Source organism: Streptomyces megasporus, assembly GCF_000718985.1.
Classification (GTDB): Bacteria; Actinomycetota; Actinomycetes; order Streptomycetales; family Streptomycetaceae; genus Streptomyces; species Streptomyces megasporus.
In genome coordinates, this window is sequence record NZ_JODL01000024.1 from 54,021 (window position 1) to 75,203 (window position 21,183).

A 21,183-nucleotide genomic window follows, 5' to 3' on the forward strand; every position below is an offset into this window, starting at 1 on the left:
GCGCGTGGTCTGGGCCGCACGCGGGCGGGGGAACGCCCCGTCCGGGCCGTCGGTCAGGGGCGGCGCAGGCGGGCGACCTCGTCGCGGATCACGGGCAGGAGGTCGTACAGGGCCTGGCCGGGACAGTCGGTCTGGTGACTGTCGCGGTGGCCGGAGACGACGTGGAACGTCGCCGCCTCGCCCTTGTCGTAGCGGCTCTCGTCGTTCGTCGAGACCAGCCGCACCGTGCCGCGCGGGTCGGTTCCGGGGCGGAGTTTCCACGCCGCGACCTTGGCTATCCCCTCGATGAGGGCCCGCGGCACCTCCACTCCCTCGCCGTAGGTGCCCAGTGCGGCCACCCCGACGCTGTTGCGGTTGAACCCCTTGGTGTGCGCCCCGTACACGGGTCGCCCGATGCCGCCCGCCCGGCCCTCGTAGATGGTGCCGCAGCGGTCCACGACGAAGTTGTAGCCGATGTCGTCCCACCCCTCGCCCTTGACGTGCTCCACCTCCAGAGCCCGCAGCATGGCGGGGACGTCGTCGCAGTCGTAGCCGTTGGGGTGGCCGGTGTGGTGGACGAAGACGGCGCTCGCCGGGCCCGTGTACCTGGCGCGCTCCCGGACCATGCTCTCGTCCGCGCGCCAGTCCGCCCGGCTGACGATCGCGGGGCGCGGCGCGCCGTGCGGGGGCGCGGAGTCGGTCGCTTCCGACTCCGACGTCCCCGGCAGCGACGCGGGAACGTCCCGCATCACCAGCAGGGCCAGGGGCAGGAGGGCGGCGCCCAACGCCAATCGTGGGGACCACATGCCCCCACCCTGCGCGCTCGGGCCGTCGATCTCGCGGCCGGCGGGACCGATCGGGTGACGCCGAACTCCCGCCTCGCGTGTCGTTCGCGCAGCTCACCGGCGTTTTTCGGGGACCGGGCGGACACGGTGGCGGCGGGCGCCTCGGCCCGTCACCTCGGCGCGGGCGCGCGCTCGTCGAGGAGCCCCTCGCCGCGCAGGTCGTCCCAGAGCCCCGCGGGAACGTCCGCCTCGAAGGCGGCGACGTCGCGCCGCACCTCCTCGGCGGAGCGCATGCCGAGCACGACGCCCGCGACCGCGGGGTGGTGCAGCGGGAACAGCATCGCCGCGCGGGGAAGCGGCACGCCGTGCGCCTCGCAGACGTCGGCGACGCGGTGCGCCCGCCGCAGCACCTCCGGCGGGACCGGCGCGTAGTCGAAGCGTGCCTCCTCGGTGGGCCGGTCCACGGCCAGCAGGCCGGAGTTGAAGACCGCCGCCGCCAGCACGGACACGCCGCGCTCGACGCACGCGGGCAGCAGGCCGTCCAGGGCGCTCTGGTCGAGCAGGGTGTACCGGCCGGCCAACATCACCACGTCGGCGTCGGTCTCCCGGACGAACCTGGTCAGCAGGTCGGTGTTCCGCATTCCCGCGCCGACGGCGCCCACCACGCCCTGGGAGCGCAGTTCGGCGAGCGCCGGCCAGCCTTCGCGCAGGGCGGCCTCGAAGCGGTCCTCCACGTCCGTGTCGTGGAGGAACAGCACGTCGACGCGGTCGACTCCCATCCGGGTGAGCGAGTCCTCGACGCTGCGCAGGACGCCGTCGCGGGAGAAGTCCCACACCCGGCGGTGCGTCGCGGGCACCTGGAAGCTCTCGTCCGTGCGGCCCGCCGGGTCCTGGGGGACGAGGATTCGGCCGACCTTGGTCGACAGTGTGAACTCCCCGCGCGGCATCCGGCGGAGGAAGTCGCCGAAGCGGCGTTCGGAGTGCCCGATGCCGTAGTGCGGGGCGGTGTCGAAGTACCGGATGCCGTGCTCCCAGGCCGCCGCCAACGCTCCCGCGGCCGTGTCGTCGTCCAGCGGCTCGAACAGCCCGCCGAGCGGTCCGCCTCCGAATCCCAGTTCCGTGACCTCGACCGTGCTGCGTCCGAGCCGGTTCGTCCTCATTCGGCCGTTCCTCCTCGTGGTTGCGTCCCGACCGCGCCTTCCGGGGGGAGTGTTCCCCCGGAAGGCGGCGGCCCCCACCGTCTCCGGGAAGGCCGGCCCCGACCGCCCCCGGCCGGTGGCCCTCCGGGGGCGGGCTCAGCGGGAGACCAGGTCCTCGCGCAGGGCGCTCAGTATCCTGGCGGCCTCGTCGAGACCGGCCTGGGAGCAGCGGTGGATCGCCGCGTCCAGCCTGGTCACGGCGGCCTTCGGCCGGTTCAGTCCGTTGCCCTCGAACAGCGCGGCGAGCCGGGCCGTCTCCGCCCGCTCGACCTCGCCGTCCGGGCCGCCCTCGACGAAGCGCGCGTCCGCCCGTTCCGCCTCGGCGAGCGCCTCCTCGAAGCGCTCGGCGCGGGCCAGGCAGCGGGCGCGGCACCGGTGGTTCTGCCCGACCTGGTACCAGTGGGGGAAGCCCTCCCACCCCTCCTCGCCGGCGATGTCGGCCAGCAGCTCGTCGGCGGCGGCCAGGAACCCGAGGGCCTCGTCGATCCCGCCGCCCTCGCCCTGAGTGGCGAAGTCGGCGAATCCCCGCAGCATCTCCGCGACCGGGGCCGGATTCGGCGCCTTCGCGTGCGAGGCCAGGGCGCGTTCCCGGGCGGCCTCGGCCGCCTCCGGGCTGCCCGCACGGGCCAGTGCCACGGCTGCCTGGGCGGCGACCATGGTGTGGGTGACCTGCTCCTCCCATCCGGCCACCGTGTCGGCCAGGCGCAGGAACTCCTCCGCCGCCGCGCGGTGTTCCCCCAGGTCCACCAGGCCACGGGCGAGGGTGAGCCGGATCTGGGCCAGCAGCCGCTCGTCGAGCGGGCTCCCCGAGTCCGCGGCGCTCTCGCGGACCACCGACTCCAGCACGGCGACGGCGTCCTCCGCCTGCCCGGACGTGAACAGGGCGTCGGCGAGTTCCAGTCGGCACTCGGCGGCGGCGTCGTGGTCGCCCTCCCCGTCGAGCCGGGCGGCGGCCTCGGACAGGTGGCGGACGGCGCCGGAGAGTTCGCCGGCGTGCTTGCAGGCGTGGCCGAGCATCGCGTGGACGGACGTGACCGGGAACGCCCGGTCGCCGTACCGCGCGGCCTGTGCCATGGCCTGTCGGAACACCCCGACCGCGTCCTCGGGCCGTCCGGTCCGCATCAGGATCTGGCCCAGCAGCAGCATGCCGCGGGTGGCCCGCCACGGGGTGCCGATCTCCTCCAGGATCTCCTGGGAGCGGCGCTGCTCCTCGACGGCCTCCTCCGGCCGTCCGCCGCGGGCGGCGACGTCGGCGACGTAGAGGTGGGCGGCGGCCGTCTGGTGGGGGATCTTCCACCGCTCGGCCGCGGCGTGCAGGGCCGCCACCTCCGTCTCGAACCGCTCCACCACCGCCGGGTCGGCGTCCGGCAGTCGGTCCACCAGTTCGGCGTGCGCGACGAAGGCCCGGCAGTGGACCACGACGAGGTACCTGTCGGGGTGGAACTCCTCGCCCGGCTCCCGCCCGTCCTCGGGGAGCATCCGCTCGGCCCGCTCCAGCAGGGAGTCCAACTCGGCCCACGCGTCGGACGGTGTGGTCGGGGCGTCGTCGGCCTCCGCGGCGCCCTTCGCCGGCATGTCCCGGCACACCGCGCGGGCCCGCGCGGCCAGCGCGTGCCAGGGCATGCCGGCCCGGTCGTACAGGTCGGCCGCCTCGGTCATCCCCGCCCGGCCCTCGGCCACCCGGTCGTTCTCGTAGGCGGCGAAGGCGCGCTGTTCGGCGAGTTCCGCCGCCAGGTGGTCGGGGTGGCCGAGCGCCGGGTCGTGGACGTACCCCTCGGCGGCGACGCGCTCGGCGATCCGCTCCCACAGCGGTGTGTCGCCGGGGTGGCCGTCGGCCGCCATCCGACGGGCCGTGGCGACCAGTTCGGCGAAGTCCTCCGGGACCGTCACCCGGTGTTCGACGGCGGGAGCGGCCGGGGCCGTCCCCGCGCTCCTCGGACCGGCCGGCGGTGTGACGCGCAGGCCCAGCGGGAGCGGCTCGTCGAGCAGCGGGCGCTGCGCCAGGCGCCGGCGGCGGCGTTCGCCGACCGTCGGGGTGCCGTTGCGCCGGTCGAAGGCCGCGGCCGACTCCTCCGCCTCGGCGCCGATGTGGGCGAGCAGGGAGTGGGCCGTCCACTGCCGGCCGGGCGGTCCGGCGACGGGCGTCTCGGTGTGTCCCTCCTCGACGAGGCGGCCGAGCAGCACCTGGACACCGGTGAGGAAGGCCAGCCGCGCCCTGGGGGCGCCGGTGAAGCCGAACAGCTCCCGGTTCTCCGCGAGGATCTCCAACCCGCGGCCCTCGTTGCGGGTCAGCGCGCAGAACTCCAGGTGCAGGCCGATCTCCTCGACCATCCCCGTCTTCCCGCGCGCGTGGCGGTACCCGGCCAGATGGTGCGAGCGGGCCTGGTCGAGGCGGCCGGTGCGCAGCAGCGGCAGCAGCGCGAAGGCGTGGCTGACGTACGGCTCCTCCTGACAGCTCACCATGCCGGCGAAGAGCGGCGCCCAGATCTCCAGCGCCTTCTCGTCGTCGCCCAGGGCGACGTGGTGGAGCGCCCGGTGCCGGACCTCGCACGCCTCGCAGTCGCTGAGTCCGTCCCGAGGGCGGGTCACCCACAGGTCGTAGGCGGACTCCAGGCCGTTGCCGGTGTGCATCGCGAGGCGGTGGGCCATCGCCGCCGGCGGCTGCATGCCGTGGCCGGCGTCCCGGTAGCGCTCCCGCATCCGTTCGATCCACTGCTCGATGGTGGCCAGCGGGACGTCCGGCACCTCGATCAGGGAGGTCGTCACCCATTTGAAGCACCAGTGGAGCCGGTGGACCTCCCACTCGCTGAACGCCTTCGGCCGGCTGTCGTGGAGTTGGAGCAGCCGGGCGAAGACCACCGGCGACTTGCGGTGCTCGCCGGTGTACTCGTACGCCTCCAGCAGCTCCAGCAGGGCGGTGACGAGCACGTCGGGTTCCTCGAACTGCTCGGCCGCGGCCACCAGTTCCTCGGCGGTCACCGTCCTGGGCAGCCCGTAGGGGCGTTCGTGGTTCTCCCGCAGCGCGTCGAACACGGCCTCCGGGGTGTCCGGCATCACGGCTCCTTTCGGGTGGCCGAGCCGCCCCGGGGGGCGTCGTGGTCGTGCATGGCGTGGTCGAGCAGGCCGAGGAAGGCCCGGTTGAGCAGGGCGCTCTCGGCGGCGCGCAGCGGGCGGCGGGTGAGCAGCAGCGCCTGCCCGTAGAGCGCCTCGGCGGTGACGCCGGCCAGTCCGCGTTCGGTGATCGTCACCGCGCGGCGGACCAGTGGGTTGAGGTGGTTGAGCACCAGTCGGGCCCGGGGGGTCTCGGTGCGCAGCGAGCCGAGGATGTCGGCCCACAGCCCGTCGGCGGCGCCGGCCAGCTCGGATCTGGTGCGCTCGTGGCGGGCCTCCCGGTCGTCCAGGAGCAGCGCGGGGGCGGTCACCGGCTGGAAGCTGCGCAGCACCACGTCGCAGTCGTGGGCGCCGATCACCTCGCGGGCGACGGTCAGGAAGGGCGCGGCGGCCAGTTCGGCGGCGGGGTCCACCGCGTCCAGGTGCGCGGTGACGGTGGCCGGGTCCAGGTCCTCGACCAGGGTGCCGGGCCGCACCTCCGGCAGCCGGTGCACCAGGTCCCGGTCGTAGGTGTAGCCGCCGTTGACGACGCCGAGGCCGGCCGCCGCGGCGACCGGGGCGACCTGCCGGAACTCCTCCACGGTGCGGGTGACCAGGATCGTGGAGTGGCCGCGGGCGAACTCCTCCAGGGTGACGTTGCCGTCGGTCGTCTCGAACGGCAGCCAGGGCAGCAGCATCCGCAGCAGGGCGTCGTCGTGGCGGGCCAGCGCCTTGACGGCCAGGTGGTGGATGTCGACGAAGCGGTGCAGGAGGGCCGGGTCGCTCGCGGCCAGGCCGGTGAGCCAGTCGCGCAGCCGGGCGCCGAGCGCGTCGCGGACGGCGCCGAGCGTCTCGTCCTCGTACAGCGCCTCTCGGGAGGCGGTCGGCCGCAGTCCGGTGGTGTCCACCACGCAGCGGACGAAGAACGCCCAGTCCGGCAGGAGTTCGGACGCCTGGTCGGACAGCAGCATGCCCTTGAGGTGTACGCGGTGCCCGGCGCGCTGCGACGGGCTGACCGCGGTCGGCAGCACGTGGGCGACGCCGCGCAGCCCGACGATCGGCAGGTCCAGCTCGATGGTGTCCAGCGGGGTGAAGCCGAAGGTGGACCGGCAGTGTTCGGCCAGCGCCTCGCGGCGGGCGAGCGGCGAGGCGTGCCGCCGCTCCCACGGCGGGGTGCGGTTGATCCGGGTGGCCGTGCCGCGCGCGTCGACCACGGTGACCTCGTGCCGCAGCAGGCCGCCGTAGTGCCGGGCGAGTTCGACGACCCGGTCGTGGCGCGTCCACTCGGTGCCGTCCGCCCGCGGGGTGAGCCGCACCGTCGTCCCCGGCTCGGGCTTGGCGCGCGGGGGCAGGGTGCGGAGGGTGTAGCTGCCGTCGGCCCGTCCGCACCATTCGACGACCGGGGCGTCGGGGCGGGCGGCCGAGCGGCTGACGACGGTGATCTCGTCGGCGACCACGAAGCAGGCGAGCAGTCCGATGCCGAACTGGCCGATGAACTCGGAGCGGGCGGAGGCGATGGCGGTGCCGTCGAGGCCGCCGTCGGCGGAGCGTTTGGAGCTGCGGCCGATCGTCGCCAGGAAGGAGTGGACGTCCCCTTCGGAGAGCCCGACGCCGGTGTCGGTCACGGCGAGCGTGCCGTCGCCGGCCTCCACGGTGATGCGGGCCGGGGCGTCGGGGTCCAGCGCCTGCCGCGCGGTGATGGCGTCCACCGCGTTCTGGAGCAGCTCGCGCAGGTAGACGCGCGGGCTGGAGTAGAGGTGGTGGGAGAGCAGGTCGACCAGGCCGCGCAGGTCGACCTGGAAGGTGTGGGCGGTGTGGGAGTGGGGCGCCAAGGTCGTTTTCTTCCGTGAGGATCGGGGGCGGAGTGTCAGCGGCCGGCGTGCCAACGCCACTTGCGGAACACCGCGACCGGGTCGTCGGAGCCGAAGTAGCTCCAGGGGAACTCGGTGACCCGGCCGTCGAGCGCGGCGAACGCGGCCGCCGCCGCCTTGCGTTCGCCGGCCAGTGAGAAGGCCATCGCGAAGGTGTTGTGCACGCCGATCCACTCGTATGGACGGCCGGGGTCGAAGTCGGGGTGCCGGATGGAGCGGTCGGCGGCCTCGTGCAGGTCGGCACGGACCTCGGGGCGGCGCATGTACTTCTCGTCCTCGTCCGCTTCCAGGTCCACCCAGCGCTCCAGGTGGGCGAGGGCCACGAGCTCGCCCAGCGCGCTTCCCCGGGGGGCCGCGAGCATCGAGTCGCGGGCGAAGGCGTGCATCTCCTCGTGCGAGCCGCCCCACTTGGCGCACACCTGCTGCAACTGCTGCCGGTGGGCGCCCAGGTGTCCGGGGCAGCGGCGCACCGTCGCCTCGAAACGACGTCGGGCGATCTCCTGTCCGACCTGGAGACCGCGCCCGGAGACCTGGAGCATGAACCAGGGGGCGACCCAGTCCGGTTCGCGTTCGGCCACCCGGTAGAGCAGGTCCTCCGCCACTCTCAGCCGCTCGTGGAAGATCCGGAACTGCTCGCGGGAGACCTGGGAGGCCTGGGCGGCGGTGCGCGCCTCCCATCCCCAGTGGATGTGGTGCGCGCCGGCCGTCAGCAGGGCCAGGGTGCCGTCCGGCTCCCGATCCAGCACACCGCCCATCCAGCCGCCCATCCGGTCGGCCATGCCCGGGGTGCCACAGGTGTGCCACACGAGCCGGCACAGCCTCTCCCCGTCGGTCACCGTCTCCAGGATTCCCCGCATCGCGGGCCAGTCGCCCGCGCGGGCCGCGTTCCGGAGCCGGGCCGACTCCGGGTCGTCGAAGTCCGTCGCCAGACGCGCCGGTGACGCGCGCCTCCACGACCCGAACGAGAACAGCGACCGGCGCCGTCCGCTGCCGTCCTGCTCCCGTGTCGTGGAGCGGTGATCGGCGAATGCCATGACGTCCCCCTCGTGAAAACCCCGACAGGGCCGTTGATCACCGCCCCCGGAGAACGAATATCATGCGGTGCCGACAACGCTTCGACCAAGGGTTTTCGAAGAGTGATCGCCTGTGGTCCCGGCGGCGCACGGCCGCCCCGGTCGGGAACGGGGCGGGGCCGGCCGGGACGGTCCGGCGGGCCTCGGCCGTGGCCTCGCCCGTGGGGCCTCCACCCCGCCCGAGGCGTCCTCGGCCCCCCGGGACGCCCGAGGTGACGGAGCCGGACCAGGGGTACTCGGGCGGCATGAGCGAACACCCCACCACCGACACCCGACCGCTGGCCCTGGTCACCGGAGCCTCCAGCGGCATCGGTCTGGAACTGGCCCGACAGTTCGCCGAGCACGGCTTCGACCTGCTGGTCAACGCCGAGGACGATCGATTGACGGACGCCGCCGAGCGGCTGCGCGCCTCCGGGACCGAGGTGCTGCCCGTCCGGGCCGACCTGCGCCGGCACGACGAAGTGGAGCGGCTGTGGTCGGCCGTCGCCGGCACGGGACGACCGGTCGACGCGGCGGCTCTCAACGCCGGCATCGGCCGGGGCGGCGCGTTCGTCGACACCGACCTGGCCGACGAACTCGACCTGATCGCCCTCAACGTCGCCTCCACCGTGCACCTGGCCAAGCTGCTGTTGAGGGACATGGCCGCCCGCGACGAGGGACGGTTGCTGATCACCTCGTCCGTCGCGTCCACCATGCCCGGCCCCTACCAGGCGGTCTACAACGCCTCGAAGTCCTTCCTGCAGTCCTTCGCCGAGGCGGTGAGCGACGAGTTGAGGGACACCGGGGTCACGGTCACCTCGCTGATGCCCGGACCGACCGACACCGACTTCTTCCGCCGGGGCGACCTGGAGGACACCAAGCTCGCCGAGCAGGCCACGGACGACCCGGCGCTGGTCGCCCGGCAGGGTTTCGACGCCCTGATGCGGGGCGAGGAGAAGAAGCTCGCCGGCTCGGCGAAGTCGCGTGCCCTGGGCCGGGCCAACGCCGTGCTCCCCGACCGTCTCAAGGCCGCCGGGCACCGGAGGACGGCCGAGCCCGGCTCCGCCGACCGGAGCGCCGGCCGGAGCCGGGACGAGAAGGGCTGAGTCCGGGGACGGCCCCGGCGTGCCGTCAGTCCAGTGCCTCGCGCACCGCGGCACGGGCCGCGGTCGCGTCGGGGGCGGCCAGCGCCAGGTCCGCCAGGCGGCGGCAGTCCCGGAGGGTGTGGTCGGCCAGGGCGGCGCGGACGTCCGCCAGGCGGCCGGGGGCGGCCGACAGGCTCGTCACGCCGAGGCCGGTCAGCACCAGGGCCAGCTCGGGGTCGGCCGCGGCCTCCCCGCACACCCCGACCGGGCGGCCGTGCCGGGTTCCCTCCCGCGCCGCCGTGCGCACCAGTTCCAGCAGCGCCGGCTGCCAGGGGTCCAGCAGTTCGGCGAGGCTGCCGAGGGTGCGGTCGGCGGCGAAGGTGTACTGGGCGAGGTCGTTGGTGCCGACGCTGAGGAAGTCACACGCCCGGGCGAGTTCCCCGGCGCGCAACGCCGCCGCGGGAACCTCCACCATGGAGCCCGCGACCGGCAGGCCATGAGCGCGGACCCGCGCGGCGAACTCCGCCGCCTCCCGCGGCAGCGACACCATGGGCGCCATCACCCACACCTCGGCCCCGCTGTCCTCGGCGGCCGCGGCGACAGCGGCCAACTGGGTCTCCAACAGGTGCGGGTCGCGTACGGCGGTGCGCAGTCCGCGGACGCCCAGGGCCGGGTTCTGCTCGTCGGTCGCGGTCGCGAACGGCAGTGGTTTGTCGGCCCCGGCGTCCAGGGTGCGCACGACGACGCGACGTCCGGCGAAGGCCGTGAAGACCTTCCGATAGGCGGCGGTCTGTTCCTCCTCGGTGGGCGCCTCGGCGCGGTCGAGGAAGATGAACTCGGTGCGGAACAGGCCCACGCCCTCGCTGTCGGCCGCCGCCGCGGCCGGCAGTTCGCCCAGCGCGCCGAGGTTGACCAGCAGCTTCACCGGGTGTCCGTCGGCCGTGCGACCGGGCCCGTGGGCCCGCGCGGCCCGTTCGCGCCGTCGCTCCTCCCGCCGGGCCGCTTCGGCGACGGCCTCGGGGCTCGGGTCGGGTTCGACGGTGCCGGCGGTGCCGTCGACGAGCACCCGACGCCCGTCGGTCAGGCCGGCGGCGAGGTCGCAGCCGACCACGGCGGGCAGTCCGAGGGTCTTGGCCAGGATGGCGGTGTGGCTGGTGGGGCCGCCGCGCTCGGTGACCAGGGCCAACACCTTCGCCGGGTCGAGGAGGGCGGTGTCGGCGGGCGCGAGGTCCTCGGCGACCAGGACGTGGGGGTGTCCGGGGTCGGGCAGGCCCGGCATGGGCAGGCCCAGCAGCCGTGCCGTGCAGCGGTCCCGCAGGTCGTCCAGGTCGGCGACCCGTTCGGCGAAGTAGCCGCCCGCCGCTTCGAGGGCGGTGCGGAACTCCCCGAAGGCGGCGGCGATCGCGTGGGCCCCGTCGGTGCCCTCCAGCACCAGGGACTCGACCCGATCGCCGAGGGCGGGGTCCTCGACCATCAGGGCCTGTGCGGACAGCACGTCACGCGCGGTGTCGTCGGCGGTCTCCGCGCGTCGCCGGAGGTCGTCGGCGGTCTCCCGCAGCGCGCGGCGGGCGGCGTCCGCCTCGGCGGGCGCCCGGTCCGGTTCGACCGCGCGCGGCGCGGGGAGGGCGGGCGGGGGCGCCATGCGGGCGACGGGGCCGGCGACGCTGCCGCCGCCGATCCCGATGCCGGTCAGCACGGTCGTCATCGCAGCTCCTCGGCGTCCAGGTCGCTCGCGAGGAGGCGGGCCAGTTCCTCGATCGCGGCCTCGGCGCCGTCACCTTCGGCGGACAGCACCACGGAGTCGCCGTGCCGGACGCCCAGGGCGAGCACCGAGAGCAGGCTCCGGGCGTCGACCGGGGCCTGACCGTCACGGGCGATGGTCACCTTGACGGGCCGGCGGGCGGCGGCCTGGACGAAGAGGGAGGCGGGGCGGGCGTGCAGTCCGCTGCGGGAACCTATGACGACGGTGCGCTGGGGCACGGGGATCACACTCCGTTGGGGGTGGTGGAGCCATGGGGCTGGTGAGAGACGGCCGAGCGCGCGGGGCACGACGGTGGGCGTCCGCGCGTCCGGCCGGGCCGGTGGGGCGGTTCGACGATGGGTGCGCGACGGGCGGGTCGGCGGGGGCGGGGTTCGGCTCAGGCCGCCACGGGCGCCCCGGTCTCGGCGGTCTCGGTCCCGGTGGGCGCGGTCCGCTCCTCGGGGGCCCGCCGGCGACCGCTCTTGAGGAGGACGACCAGGGTGGCGGTGACGACCGTGCCGGCGGCGATCGCCACCAGGTAGAGCAGCGGTCCGCCGATCAGCGGCACCACGAAGACACCGCCGTGCGGGGCGCGGAGCGTGGCGCCGAAGGCCATCGACAGGGCACCGGTGACCGCGCCGCCCGCCATCGCCGACGGGATGACCCGCAGCGGGTCGGCCGCGGCGAAGGGAATGGCGCCCTCGGTGATGAACGAGGCGCCCAACACCCACGCCGCCTTGCCGTTCTCCCGTTCGGTCCTGGTGAACAGCCTGCCGCGCACCGTCGTGGCCAGCGCCATCGCCAGCGGGGGCACCATGCCGGCGGCCATCACCGCGGCCATCACCTTGAGGCTGCCGTCGTTGGGGGCGGTGAGCCCGCCGACGGCGAAGGCGTACGCCACCTTGTTGAGCGGTCCGCCCAGGTCGAAGCACATCATCAGGCCGAGCACGGCGCCCAGGACGACCGCGTTGGAGCCGGACAGGCCGCTCAGCCAGTCGGTGAGGGCCTTCTGGAGGGCGGCGATCGGCTCGCCGATCACCACGAACATCAGGAAGCCGACGGCCGCCGAGCCCAGCAGCGGGATCACCAGGACGGGCATGATGCCGCGCAGTGTGGCGGGGATCCTCACCCGTTGGATCGCCGTGACCACCCCGCCCGCGATGAGGCCGGCCACGAGGCCGCCGAGGAAGCCGGCCTCGATGGTGACGGCGATGGCGCCGCCGACGAAACCGGGGACGAGTCCGGGTCGGTCGGCCATGCCGTAGGCGATGTACCCGGCGAGGACGGGCACGAGGAAGCCGAAGGCGGCGCCGCCGATCTGGTTGAGCAGGGCGGCCCAGCTCTCGGTCTCGGTCCACACGAAGTGCTCGGCCACGGACTTCGCGTTCGCGATCTCGTAGCCGCCGAGCGCGAAGGACAGCGCGATCAGCAGGCCGCCCGCGGCGACGAACGGCACCATGTAGCTCACGCCGCTCATCAGGTAGCGGCGCAGCCGTGATCCGAAGCCCTCTCCGGAGGCGGTGTCGGCTCCGGCTCCGACTTCGGTGGCGGTGGCGGTTCCGTCCGGGCCGGTCGCGGCCGGTCCGGCGGCGTTCGCCGTCTCCCCGCGGGCGGCCTTGGCGCGTACCCGGGCGATCAGGTCGGCGGGCCGGTTGACGGCTGCCTTCACCCCGACGTCGACGGTGGGCTTGCCCGCGAATCGGGCGCGTTCGCGCACCTCCACGTCGTGGGCGAGGATCACGCCGTCGGCGGCGGCGATCACCTTCGGGTCCAGCCGGGTGAATCCGGCCGAGCCCTGGGTCTCGACGACCACCTCGACGCCGGCCTCCCGTCCGGCCCGCTCCAGGGCCTCGGCGGCCATGTAGGTGTGGGCGATGCCGGTGGGGCAGGAGGTGACGGCGACGATCCGGAAGGGCGCATCGGCGGGCGCCGATCCGTCCGTCCCGTCCTCGGACGTCTCCGCAGCGGACGTCTCTGCGGCGGGCGTCCTCTCCTCGGGGTCCCCCGCGCTCTTCCCGGTCTCCTCGGTTCCGGCGGGCGCGGCCGGGGTGTCCTCGGCGGTCGGCGGTTCGTCGCCGCGTATCAGGGCCGCCGTCGCCGCCGCGTCGGCGGAGTCGCGGAGGGCGGCGGTGAAGTCGTCGTCCATCAGCCGGCGGGCCAGGGCAGAGAGGATCGACAGGTGGTCGGAGTGCGCGCCGGCCGGTGCGGCGATCAGGAAGACGAGGTCGGCGGGGCGATCGTCCGGCGCCCCGAAGTCGATGCCGCCCGTGCTGCGGCCGAAGGCCAGGGTGGGTTCCGTGACGTGTCCGCTGCGGCAGTGCGGAATGCCGATGCCGCCTTCCAGACCGGTCGGCATCTGCGCCTCGCGGGCCGCCACGTCGGCGAGGAACCCTTCGAGATCGGTGACGCGGCCGGCGGCGACCATCCGCTCGGCGAGCGACCGCACGGCGTCTTCCTTGGTCCGGGCGGACAGGTCGAGGTCGACCAGTTCCGCGGTGATCAACTCGCTCATCACGCGGCTCCTTCCTGGCGGACCGCCCGGTGGGCGGAGGGACGGGGGACGTGGGGGCCCTGTGGGAGCGGCCGGTGGCGGAGGGTCATGGCACGGGCTCCGTCAGGGCGCGGTCCGAGGGGATGTCTGCGGTGGTGGTGACCGCCGTCGGGTCCAGGTCGGTCGGCGTCGGCATGGCACTGCCGGGCAGTTGCACGGCGGCGGCCCCGTGGGCGACGGCCGCCGCGAGCGCGGCGGGGCCGCTGCCGCCGGCCGCCAGGAAGCCCGCCAGCGAGGCGTCGCCCGCGCCGACGTTGCTGCGCACCACCCCGACCGGGGCGCGGCCGAAGTGCGTCCCGGTGTCGTCGACCAGGAGTTGCCCGTCGGCCCCGAGGCTGGCCAGGACGGCCCGGGCACCGCGTTCGCGCAGTTCCTCGGCCGCCTTGACGGCGTCGCCGACCGTGGCCAGGGGACGCCCCACCGCCTCGGCGAGTTCGGCGGCGTTCGGCTTCACCACGTCCGGCCGCTCCTCGAGCGCCGCGGTCAGGGCCACTCCGGAGGTGTCCAGGGCGATCCGCGCGCCCGCCCGGTGGGCACGGCGGACCAGTTCGGCGTACCACCGGGGCCGCAGTCCCCTCGGGAGGCTGCCGCAGCAGGCGATCCAGTCCGCGTCGGCCGACCGCGACCGCACGGCCTCCAGCAGCGCCTCGGCCTCGGCGCCGGTGACCTCGGGGCCGGCCGCGTTGACCTTGGTGAGGGTGCCGTCGGGTTCGACGAGGGTGATGTTGACGCGGGTGGAGCCGGCCACGGGCACGCCGACCGCCTCGATGCCGTGGTCGGTCAGCAGACGGGCCAGCAGCGCTCCCTCGGGTCCGCCGAGGGGGACGACGGCGACCGTCCGCCGGCCGGCCGCCGCCACGGCGCGGGAGACGTTGACGCCCTTGCCGCCCGGGTCGACCCGGTCGGCGCGGGCCCGCAGCACGGCGCCGCGGTCCAGCGCGGGCAGTTCGTAGGTGCGGTCCAGGCTCGGGTTCGGTGTGACGGTGAGAATCACGCGCGCACCACCTCCGTGCCCCGCTCCTCGATGGCGCGGGCGTCCTCGGAGTCGAGTCCGGTGTCGGTGACGAGCAGGTCGACGCGGGACAGGTCGCCGAAACGGGCGAAGTGCCGCTGCCCGAACTTGGCGGAGTCGGCGAGGAGCACGACCCGGCGGGCGGCGGCGACGGCCGCTCGTTTGACGGCCGCCTCGGCCAGGTCGGGGGTGGTGAGGCCGCCGTCGAGGGAGAAGCCGTTGGTGGCGAGGAAGACGACATCGGCGTTGATCTCGCCGTAGGCGCGCAGGGCCCAGTCGTCGACGGCGGCCCGGGTGCGGTGTCGGACGCGTCCGCCGACGAGGTGCAGGGCGATGCCGGGATGGTCGGCGAGTCGGGCGGCGACGGGGAGCGCGTGGGTGACGACCGTGAGGCCCGCGTCCACCGGGAACGCGGCGGCCAGGCGCGCGACGGTCGTGCCGGCGTCGAGGATCACGCTTCCGTCGGCGGGCAGTTCGGCCAGCGCGGCGCGCGCGATGCGGTCCTTCTCGTCGGCGGCGACGGCGTCGCGCTCCACGAGATCGGGCTCGAAGTCGAGCCTGCCGGCGGGGATGGCGCCACCGTGGACGCGGCGGATCAGCCCGGCTCGATCGAGGGCCTTCAGGTCGCGCCGGACGGTCTCGGCGGTGACCTGGAATTCCTCCGCCAGGGCCAGGACGTCGACCCGCCCTCTCTCACGGGCCAGGCGCAGCATTTCCTGTTGGCGCTCCGCAGCGTACATGTGGTTTTGGGTCCGTTCCGTGCCCGATCCTGTTGTTCCGCTGCCATGCTAGGAAGAAGATGCCGGAAAGTAAACACACCCGGACAGCGAAACGGGCAGGAACGGAAACGAACGGGCGCGGGCTCCGGGAGCCCGCGCCCTTCCCCCTCCGTGGACGGGTCGCGCTATGGACGGGTGTCGTATCGGTTCCGCAGCCCTCCGTCCGGCCCGAAGACGTCCAGCAGGTGACCCCGCTCGGACGAGAACCCCTCCTCCCCCCGCAGGAAACGGAGGATCGACTCGTCGAGCGCCTCGAGGGCCGCGGCGCCGCCGTCCGGATCGCGCGTCCACACGACCACCCGGGGGGCTCCGTCGGAGCCGGGATCCCACCGAATCCCGTACACGTCCTCCGCCCCGCCCTGGCGGCGGTACCGCTCGGCCAGCCGGATCGCGGTGTCGGGCGGGGCGGTCGTGGTGGCGGTGGGGCCGGCCGAAGAGCGCTCGGGGGCCGGCGCGCCGTCGACGGTGCAGCCGGACAGCCCGGACACCCCGGACAGCAGGGCCGCGATTCCGACGCAGACCGGTAACGCCGAGCGGGTGATTCGTCTCATCGCGCCATTCTCCCCTCGTCGTCTCCCCTCGTCGTCTTCCCTCGTCGTCTTCCCTCGTCGTCTTCCCTCGTCGGCGGAGGCGGCCCCGCCCGCGGCGGTCCGCCCGGAGCGGCGCCGCCGCGGGGAACGGGCGGTCGGGGAACGTCACCGCAGCGGGTCGAACGGCCTCAGTTCGGCCGGGGAGCGGCCGGTGGCCACCCGCTCCGCGAGGAGCCTGCCCGTGACCGGGCCCAGGGTGATGCCCCACATGCCGTGTCCACCGGCGGCGAAGACCCGCGGGGAGCCGGTGACGCCGATCAGCGGCAGACCATCGACGGTGCAGGGGCGGGAGCCGACCCACTCGTCCTGCCGTTCGTCCAGCTCGGCCCCCCGGAGCAGGGGGCGCGCCGCCTCGACGATGGCCTTGATCCTGCGGCGGTCCAGCGGGGCGTCGGGACGGCGGAACTCCATCATCCCGGCGACCCGCAGCCGGTCGCCCAACGGCGTGCAGGCCACCCGCTGGGCCGGGAAGTAGACCGGCCCGGCCGGCGTCCTCTCCACCGGCACGCTGAAGCTGTAGCCGCGGCCGGCCTGTACGACGCGGCGGACGCCGAACTTCCTCCCCAGCTCGCCGAGGTGGACTCCGCCGGCCAGGACGACCGCGTCGAAGCGCTCCGTGGTGCCGTCGGACAGGACGACGGTCGCCCCGTCCGCCCGGTCGCGGACGTCGGTCACCTTCACGCCCGTGCGGATCTCGCCGCCGCGCGAGCGGACGGAGTCGGCCAGCGCGTGCACGAACGCGCCGGGGTTGACATAGCGCTGCCCGTGGAGACGGACCGCCGCGCCGATCCGCGGCGACAGGCACGGCTCCGCCTCGCGGGCCTCGTCGCCGTCGAGGAGGTCGAAGTCGATGTCCTGACCGGCGGAGCGGATGTGTTCGAGCTCCTCCAGCAGGACGGTGCGCTCCCGCGCGGTGCGGTAGGCCGCGACGAAGGACTTGGCCTCGACGGTCGGCGCCGCGACGCCGCCCGCGGCCAGCAGGTCGAAGCTCTGCAGGGCCAGGCGGTTGACGGGGACGAGCGCGCCCATCGCCTTCCGCCACCGGGCGGTGGTGCTGTGGCGGGCGAAGCCGGTCAGGAACCCGATCAGCTTCGGGTCGGCGCTGGGCGGGACGTAGACCGGCGAGGAGGGGCTGAGCACCGCGCGCAGGCCGTACCTGAGAACGGCGGGTTCGGGCAGCGGGGTGGCCAGGCCGGGGGTCAGCCAACCGGCGTTCCCCAGCGAGGCCCCGGACGCCACTTCCCCGCGGTCGTAGACCGTGACCTCCACCCCGTGGTCCCGCAGGAACCAGGCGGTGGACAGTCCGACCATGCCGGCGCCGACGACGGCGACGCGGTCCGGGCGGGGACCGGAGACAGAGGAAGCCATGAGGGAGCCTCTCCTTTCGACCGAGGTGTTTTCCGATGGTGGGGGCGGTGGCCCCGCCTGTCTTTGTGCCGGTCGGCCCATCCGGACGAGGAAGGTCGTTCGGCGCGCACAAACGTCCACGACGCGGTGGGACCGCGGGTCTCCGTCACGCCCTCCGTGCCCCGGCCGTCCGTCAGATCGGCGGACCGGACGGCGTCTCGGTCTCCTCGCCGCCTTCGCGGAGCACGCTGATCATCCCGTTGGGTTCCAGGTAGGCCAGATGGACCTGCGCCGGGTCCTGGATGCCGTGCAGGCGGAGTTGACTGAGCACCTCCTCCACGGTCATGAACTCCCGACGCATCAGTTCGCGGTTCAGCCGGCCGTCCCGGATCAGGGGACGCGCCCTGGCCTTCATGGCGTCGGCGAAGCGGGGAAACCGGTAGGAGGCCGCGTCGACGGCCACGCTGCACGCCAGGATCGTGGCGACCAGCAGGATGCCGTCGGTCACCGAGCGGGAGTCGCCGGTGAGGCCTCCCGCGACGGCCTCGGCGACCAGTACGACGATCAGCACGTCGGTGAGCCCCAAACCGCCGGACTCCCGCTGGCCCACGACGCGCAGCATGATCAGCACCGCCAGGTAGACCACCACGCCTCTCAGGACGGTCTCCAGGATCGGCGCGTCGGGGGCGAACATGTCACTCACATCGGGCATGGCGTCCGGTTTACCCGGTTTCCAAGGAGCGGGACGGGTGACGCGCTGGGGCCGTCTCCCGACCGTGTGGTCCCGTACCGGTTCGCGGGCACGGCCGCGGCACGCCGCCCGTCCCGTGGTGCGGCGCTCCTGCGGGACGCCCCTCGCCGGCCGTGCGGGAACGTCGGGCGGCCGGCCGTCGGGTCAGGGCGAACTCGACCAGCGGGGGGCGGTCTCCGCCCACTTCCTGTCCCACTCGGCCATGCGGCGGCGGTCGAGCACCCGTCCGGCGACGGTGTAGGCGGCCCAGCCGCCGGCGACGACGGCGAGGACGGCCAGGACGGCCCAGCCGGCGGCGCTGCTGCGGACCTCGTCCGAGCTCATCGGGGGCTCGGTGATGTCGCCGTCGTCGTCGATCCACACGTGGACGGTGTCGCCGACCACCTGGTCGGAACGGACGTCGACGGTGGCGGTGCGGACGGTGCCGTCGGGGGCCCTGTAGCGCACGGGAGCCTGGTGGGCGGCGTTCTCGGAGGTGCGGGAGCCGGAGGTGGTGTCCCGGGTGTCCTGGGCGTCCTGGGAGCCCTGGGGATCGTCACGGGTGAGCACGGCCGTGACCCGGTGTCTCGCCTCGGCCTGTTCGGCGGCCGTCCGCTCCAACGAGCGGTGTGTGGCGGCGTTGACGGCCAGCGCGGTCGGCAGGGCGGTCACCGCGACGGCGACGGTGAGGACCAGGCCGATCCACGCCTGGAGCACGTCCGTGGGGCGGCGCAGCGGGTTGTGTCTCCACCGCCATCCGCGCGCGGGCCGAATGGGGGGTGGTTGGGCTTGTGGCGTCGGTGCGGTCACGCTGTCCTCCTTCGACGTCGAGTCCACGGAATGGCGAGACGACCGGGGTCGGTCGAACGGCGCGGCCGGCGAGAGGGCCCTCGGACGGGCCGCGGGACTCCGGCGGCACCGCGCCGCACACCGACGGGTACCACGACGGCCTCGGCGAGCGGCTGCCCGCGGGCGCGCGGTACCCGGAGGGGAGGGCTGTGGTCCGGTCGGTGCCGGGCGGCGTGGAGCGGCGGCGGTCAGTCGGTCCGCCGCCGGCGGGTGATGCGGCATCGCACGGGCGGCGGGATGTCCGGCCGCTCGACGGGAAACCCGATCGGGAGCCCGCCGGAGAACCCGACGGGAAAGGAGCCGCCCCGGCCTCCTCGGGTGGCGCGGGCACCGCCCTCCGAGCGTTCGCGGGCCTCGTACGCGGACGGGCCACCGGGACGCGAAACGGAGCGTGCGGTGTCAACCCACATCGATGCAGTTCCTCACCCAGAAGACCGACACGGACGGCGACGCTGCGGTCGCTGACTGTTCCTTCCCACCCTGGTCGGAAAACCGGTCCGTGGCCATGGGTGACAGGCCCCATTTTCGCCGGTACGCGGGGTGTAGTCCCCGTGCCCGCCGGCCCGTCGGAGCGCCCCCGCGCGGGTCCGGCCCCGACCGTGGCGGTCGGCCCGGTCCCGGCGCCGACGCGGGTTCCGGCGACCGTCACCGTGACGGTACCGTTCGCCGGGGCCGTCGCCCCCACCGGATGACCGTCCGGAGCGGGAGATTCGGAGCGGGAGACGGTGAGGGGCGGTTCGGCGCACGCGGACCCACACGGCACGATGAGGACCATGCGCACCTCCTCCGTGTCCTGTTCCGCGCCCCGCTCGGTGTGTCGCACCGCCGTGGGCGACGCCCACCGGGCGGCGGCCGATCGGGACCTGTCGTGATCACCGTCACCGACCTGGCGGAGTCCCTGGGCGCCGGGCTGCTCCGGGTGGTCGTCGCGGGGGCGGGGACGGACGTCCACGACGTCGTCCTGGCCGAGCCGGGTGACGGCGACAGCGCGGGGCGGCCCGGCGAACTCGTCCTGGGCATCGGCCTGACCGACGCGGCGGCGGCCGTCGCGCTCCTGGACGGCGCGGCGGACGCCGGGGCGGCGGGTGTGGTGGTGCGGGCCCACCTGGCCGGGGACCCGCACGTCGTCGACGCCGCCCGCCGTTCGGGCACCGCGCTCGCCGAACTCCAGCCGCACGTCTCCTGGGCCCATCTGGTGTGGCTGCTGCGGGGGGTCATCGACCGCGCGTCGGCCCCGGGCGTCGCGGCCCCGGACGCGTGGGGGTCGCATGGCGACCTGTTCGCGCTGGCCGACACCGCGGCGCAGGTCGTCGACGCGCCGGTGACGATCGAGGACACCCGCTCCAGGGTCCTGGCCTACTCGACCCGGCAGGACGCGACCGATTCGGCGCGGATGTCGACCATCGTGGGGCGGCGGGTGCCCCCGCACGTCCTCGCCCACTACCGCGCGGCCGGAGTCTTCCGCAGGCTGGCGCGCTCCGACGATCCCGTCCTGGCCCCGGCGGGTCCCGACGGGACGCTGCCGCGGCTGGTCGTCCCGGTGCGGGCCGGCGGCGAGTGGCTCGGCTCGATCTGGGCGGTGGTCCGCGGGCCCGTGCCGGCCGACCGCGTCCGCCGGCTCACCGACATCGCGTCCGTCCTCGCCCTCCACCTGCTCCGGCTGCGGGCGGAGTCCGACATCGCCCGGCGGTTGACGGCCGGGGCCCTGCGCACGGCGCTGCGCGGCGGCACCGGGGAGTTGGACGGTCTCCCCGCCGGCGGTGCGCCCGCGCTGCCGCCGGGACCGTGGCGCGTGGCGCGGCTGACGGGCGCCGGCGAGGAACCGGACGTGCGGGGACGGTTGGAGGTGTGGGAGTCGGTGGCGCGCCGGTTCGGCTGGCACCGACCGCTGCTCACCGATCTCGACGGCCTGCTGTTCGGGGTGTTCACCGAGGCCCCTCCGGGTCGGGGCGAGGCTCTCGGAGCCGACGATCCCGGCTCGTTGGCCTGGTTGCGGAACGTGCTGGACCGAACGCGTTCGCACGACGACGGTCTCCGCGCGGCGGTCGGCGGGCTCGCCCGCTCGACGGCCGAGTTGCCGCGCTCGCGGACCGAGGCCGCCGAGGTGGGCCGGTTGCTCGACGCCGGGCGGCAGGCTCCCGATCTCGCCAGGGCCGGGGTCGTCGTGCTGGAGGACGTCTGGGACGCCGTCGTGGTCGAGCGGGCCCGCGTCGCGGTCGGGGCCGGGACCGGCCTGTCGGGCAGCCCGCTCGCGGCGCTGCGGGACCACGATCGGGCCCACGGCACCTCCTACCTGGCCACTCTCACGGCCTGGCTGGACCACTACGGCGACCCCCAGCGGGCGGCGCGGGACTTGCGAGTCCATCCCAACACCCTGCGCTACCGGTTGCGCAGGCTCGGCGAGGTGGCCCCCATGGACCTGTCCTCGCCGCGTGTGCGGCTCGCCCTGAGACTGCAGCTCGCCGCTCTGGAGTGAGGGCCCCGCCGTCGAGCCCGCCGTCGAGTGGGCGATCGGCGCCCGCC

At 74.8% G+C, this 21,183-nt stretch carries 16 protein-coding genes; 2 read left to right on the plus strand and 14 right to left on the minus strand.

Going from position 1 to position 21,183, the window contains the following annotated elements; translation table 11 throughout:
• Window positions 1-53: 53 nt before the first annotated feature.
• The 5 genes from IF47_RS0119540 to IF47_RS0119560 form a co-directional block, all read right to left on the minus strand.
• The gene (locus tag IF47_RS0119540) at window positions 54-785 is read right to left on the minus strand and encodes a peptidoglycan recognition protein family protein (RefSeq protein ID WP_031510159.1); all 732 of its coding nucleotides are present in this window, start codon (window positions 783-785) and stop codon (window positions 54-56) included.
• Between the two features lie 149 nt (window positions 786-934).
• Window positions 935-1,924, minus strand: a complete 990-nt coding sequence (locus IF47_RS0119545) for an aldo/keto reductase (protein WP_031510160.1) — start codon at window positions 1,922-1,924, stop codon at window positions 935-937.
• Between the two features lie 135 nt (window positions 1,925-2,059).
• Window positions 2,060-5,017, minus strand: coding sequence for a tetratricopeptide repeat protein (locus tag IF47_RS0119550; RefSeq protein WP_031510161.1), 2,958 nt, complete (start codon window positions 5,015-5,017; stop codon window positions 2,060-2,062).
• The gene (locus IF47_RS0119555; protein WP_031510162.1) at window positions 5,017-6,885 is read right to left on the minus strand and encodes an HSP90 family protein; all 1,869 of its coding nucleotides are present in this window, start codon (window positions 6,883-6,885) and stop codon (window positions 5,017-5,019) included. The genes IF47_RS0119550 and IF47_RS0119555 overlap by 1 nt, the downstream gene beginning before the upstream one ends.
• A 35-nt stretch (window positions 6,886-6,920) precedes the next feature.
• A complete protein-coding gene (locus IF47_RS0119560; RefSeq protein WP_245641174.1) occupies window positions 6,921-7,958 on the minus strand; it encodes a hypothetical protein in 1,038 nt (345 codons plus the stop codon).
• A gap of 284 nt (window positions 7,959-8,242) precedes the next feature.
• Between IF47_RS0119560 and IF47_RS0119565 the strand changes: the two genes are divergently transcribed.
• Window positions 8,243-9,082: an SDR family NAD(P)-dependent oxidoreductase gene (locus tag IF47_RS0119565; protein ID WP_037732983.1), complete on the plus strand. Its 840-nt coding sequence runs from the start codon at window positions 8,243-8,245 to the stop codon at window positions 9,080-9,082.
• A 25-nt stretch (window positions 9,083-9,107) separates the two neighbouring features.
• Here the strand turns inward: IF47_RS0119565 and ptsP are convergent, their stop codons facing one another.
• From ptsP to IF47_RS0119610, 9 genes are all read right to left on the minus strand, one after another.
• Entirely contained in the window at window positions 9,108-10,766 is a 1,659-nt protein-coding gene (gene ptsP / locus IF47_RS0119570; RefSeq protein ID WP_031510165.1) for a phosphoenolpyruvate--protein phosphotransferase, read from the minus strand.
• The gene (locus tag IF47_RS0119575; RefSeq protein WP_031510166.1) at window positions 10,763-11,041 is read right to left on the minus strand and encodes an HPr family phosphocarrier protein; all 279 of its coding nucleotides are present in this window, start codon (window positions 11,039-11,041) and stop codon (window positions 10,763-10,765) included. The genes ptsP and IF47_RS0119575 overlap by 4 nt, the downstream gene beginning before the upstream one ends.
• 158 nt (window positions 11,042-11,199) lie before the next feature.
• The gene (locus tag IF47_RS0119580) at window positions 11,200-13,314 is read right to left on the minus strand and encodes a PTS fructose transporter subunit IIABC (protein WP_031510167.1); all 2,115 of its coding nucleotides are present in this window, start codon (window positions 13,312-13,314) and stop codon (window positions 11,200-11,202) included.
• A gap of 85 nt (window positions 13,315-13,399) precedes the next feature.
• Window positions 13,400-14,347 (minus strand): 1-phosphofructokinase, encoded by a 948-nt coding sequence (gene pfkB / locus IF47_RS0119585; RefSeq protein ID WP_031510168.1) that lies wholly within the window; start codon window positions 14,345-14,347, stop codon window positions 13,400-13,402.
• Window positions 14,344-15,105 carry a DeoR/GlpR family DNA-binding transcription regulator gene (locus IF47_RS0119590; RefSeq protein WP_031510169.1) on the minus strand — a complete coding sequence of 254 codons (762 nt, stop codon included), beginning with the start codon at window positions 15,103-15,105 and terminating at the stop codon, window positions 14,344-14,346. The genes pfkB and IF47_RS0119590 overlap by 4 nt, the downstream gene beginning before the upstream one ends.
• Window positions 15,106-15,269: 164 nt before the next feature.
• A complete protein-coding gene (locus IF47_RS0119595) occupies window positions 15,270-15,695 on the minus strand; it encodes a hypothetical protein (protein WP_031510170.1) in 426 nt (141 codons plus the stop codon).
• A gap of 144 nt (window positions 15,696-15,839) precedes the next feature.
• Window positions 15,840-17,102: an NAD(P)/FAD-dependent oxidoreductase gene (locus tag IF47_RS0119600; RefSeq protein ID WP_031510171.1), complete on the minus strand. Its 1,263-nt coding sequence runs from the start codon at window positions 17,100-17,102 to the stop codon at window positions 15,840-15,842.
• Window positions 17,103-17,274: 172 nt separating this feature from the next.
• Entirely contained in the window at window positions 17,275-17,793 is a 519-nt protein-coding gene (locus IF47_RS0119605; protein ID WP_211257231.1) for a DUF421 domain-containing protein, read from the minus strand.
• A 183-nt stretch (window positions 17,794-17,976) separates the two neighbouring features.
• Entirely contained in the window at window positions 17,977-18,621 is a 645-nt protein-coding gene (locus tag IF47_RS0119610) for an Rv1733c family protein (RefSeq protein ID WP_031510173.1), read from the minus strand.
• Between the two features lie 907 nt (window positions 18,622-19,528).
• On the opposite strand from IF47_RS0119610, the gene IF47_RS0119625 reads away from it, so the two are divergent.
• Window positions 19,529-21,136 (plus strand): PucR family transcriptional regulator, encoded by a 1,608-nt coding sequence (locus IF47_RS0119625; RefSeq protein ID WP_031510175.1) that lies wholly within the window; start codon window positions 19,529-19,531, stop codon window positions 21,134-21,136.
• The last annotated feature ends 47 nt before the right edge of the window (window positions 21,137-21,183 follow it).

Coding starts and splice junctions, on each gene's coding strand:
- IF47_RS0119545 (WP_031510160.1), bottom strand. CDS start 1,924: ATGAGGACGAACCGGCTCGGACGCAGCACGGTCGAGGTCACGGAACTG.
- IF47_RS0119550 (WP_031510161.1), bottom strand. CDS start 5,017: ATGCCGGACACCCCGGAGGCCGTGTTCGACGCGCTGCGGGAGAACCAC.
- IF47_RS0119595 (WP_031510170.1), bottom strand. CDS start 15,695: ATGAGACGAATCACCCGCTCGGCGTTACCGGTCTGCGTCGGAATCGCG.
- IF47_RS0119590 (WP_031510169.1), bottom strand. CDS start 15,105: ATGTACGCTGCGGAGCGCCAACAGGAAATGCTGCGCCTGGCCCGTGAG.
- IF47_RS0119560 (WP_245641174.1), bottom strand. CDS start 7,958: ATGGCATTCGCCGATCACCGCTCCACGACACGGGAGCAGGACGGCAGC.
- IF47_RS0119540 (WP_031510159.1), bottom strand. CDS start 785: ATGTGGTCCCCACGATTGGCGTTGGGCGCCGCCCTCCTGCCCCTGGCC.
- IF47_RS0119565 (WP_037732983.1), top strand. CDS start 8,243: ATGAGCGAACACCCCACCACCGACACCCGACCGCTGGCCCTGGTCACC.
- IF47_RS0119605 (WP_211257231.1), bottom strand. CDS start 17,793: ATGCCCGATGTGAGTGACATGTTCGCCCCCGACGCGCCGATCCTGGAG.
- ptsP (WP_031510165.1), bottom strand. CDS start 10,766: ATGACGACCGTGCTGACCGGCATCGGGATCGGCGGCGGCAGCGTCGCC.
- IF47_RS0119580 (WP_031510167.1), bottom strand. CDS start 13,314: ATGAGCGAGTTGATCACCGCGGAACTGGTCGACCTCGACCTGTCCGCC.
- IF47_RS0119600 (WP_031510171.1), bottom strand. CDS start 17,102: ATGGCTTCCTCTGTCTCCGGTCCCCGCCCGGACCGCGTCGCCGTCGTC.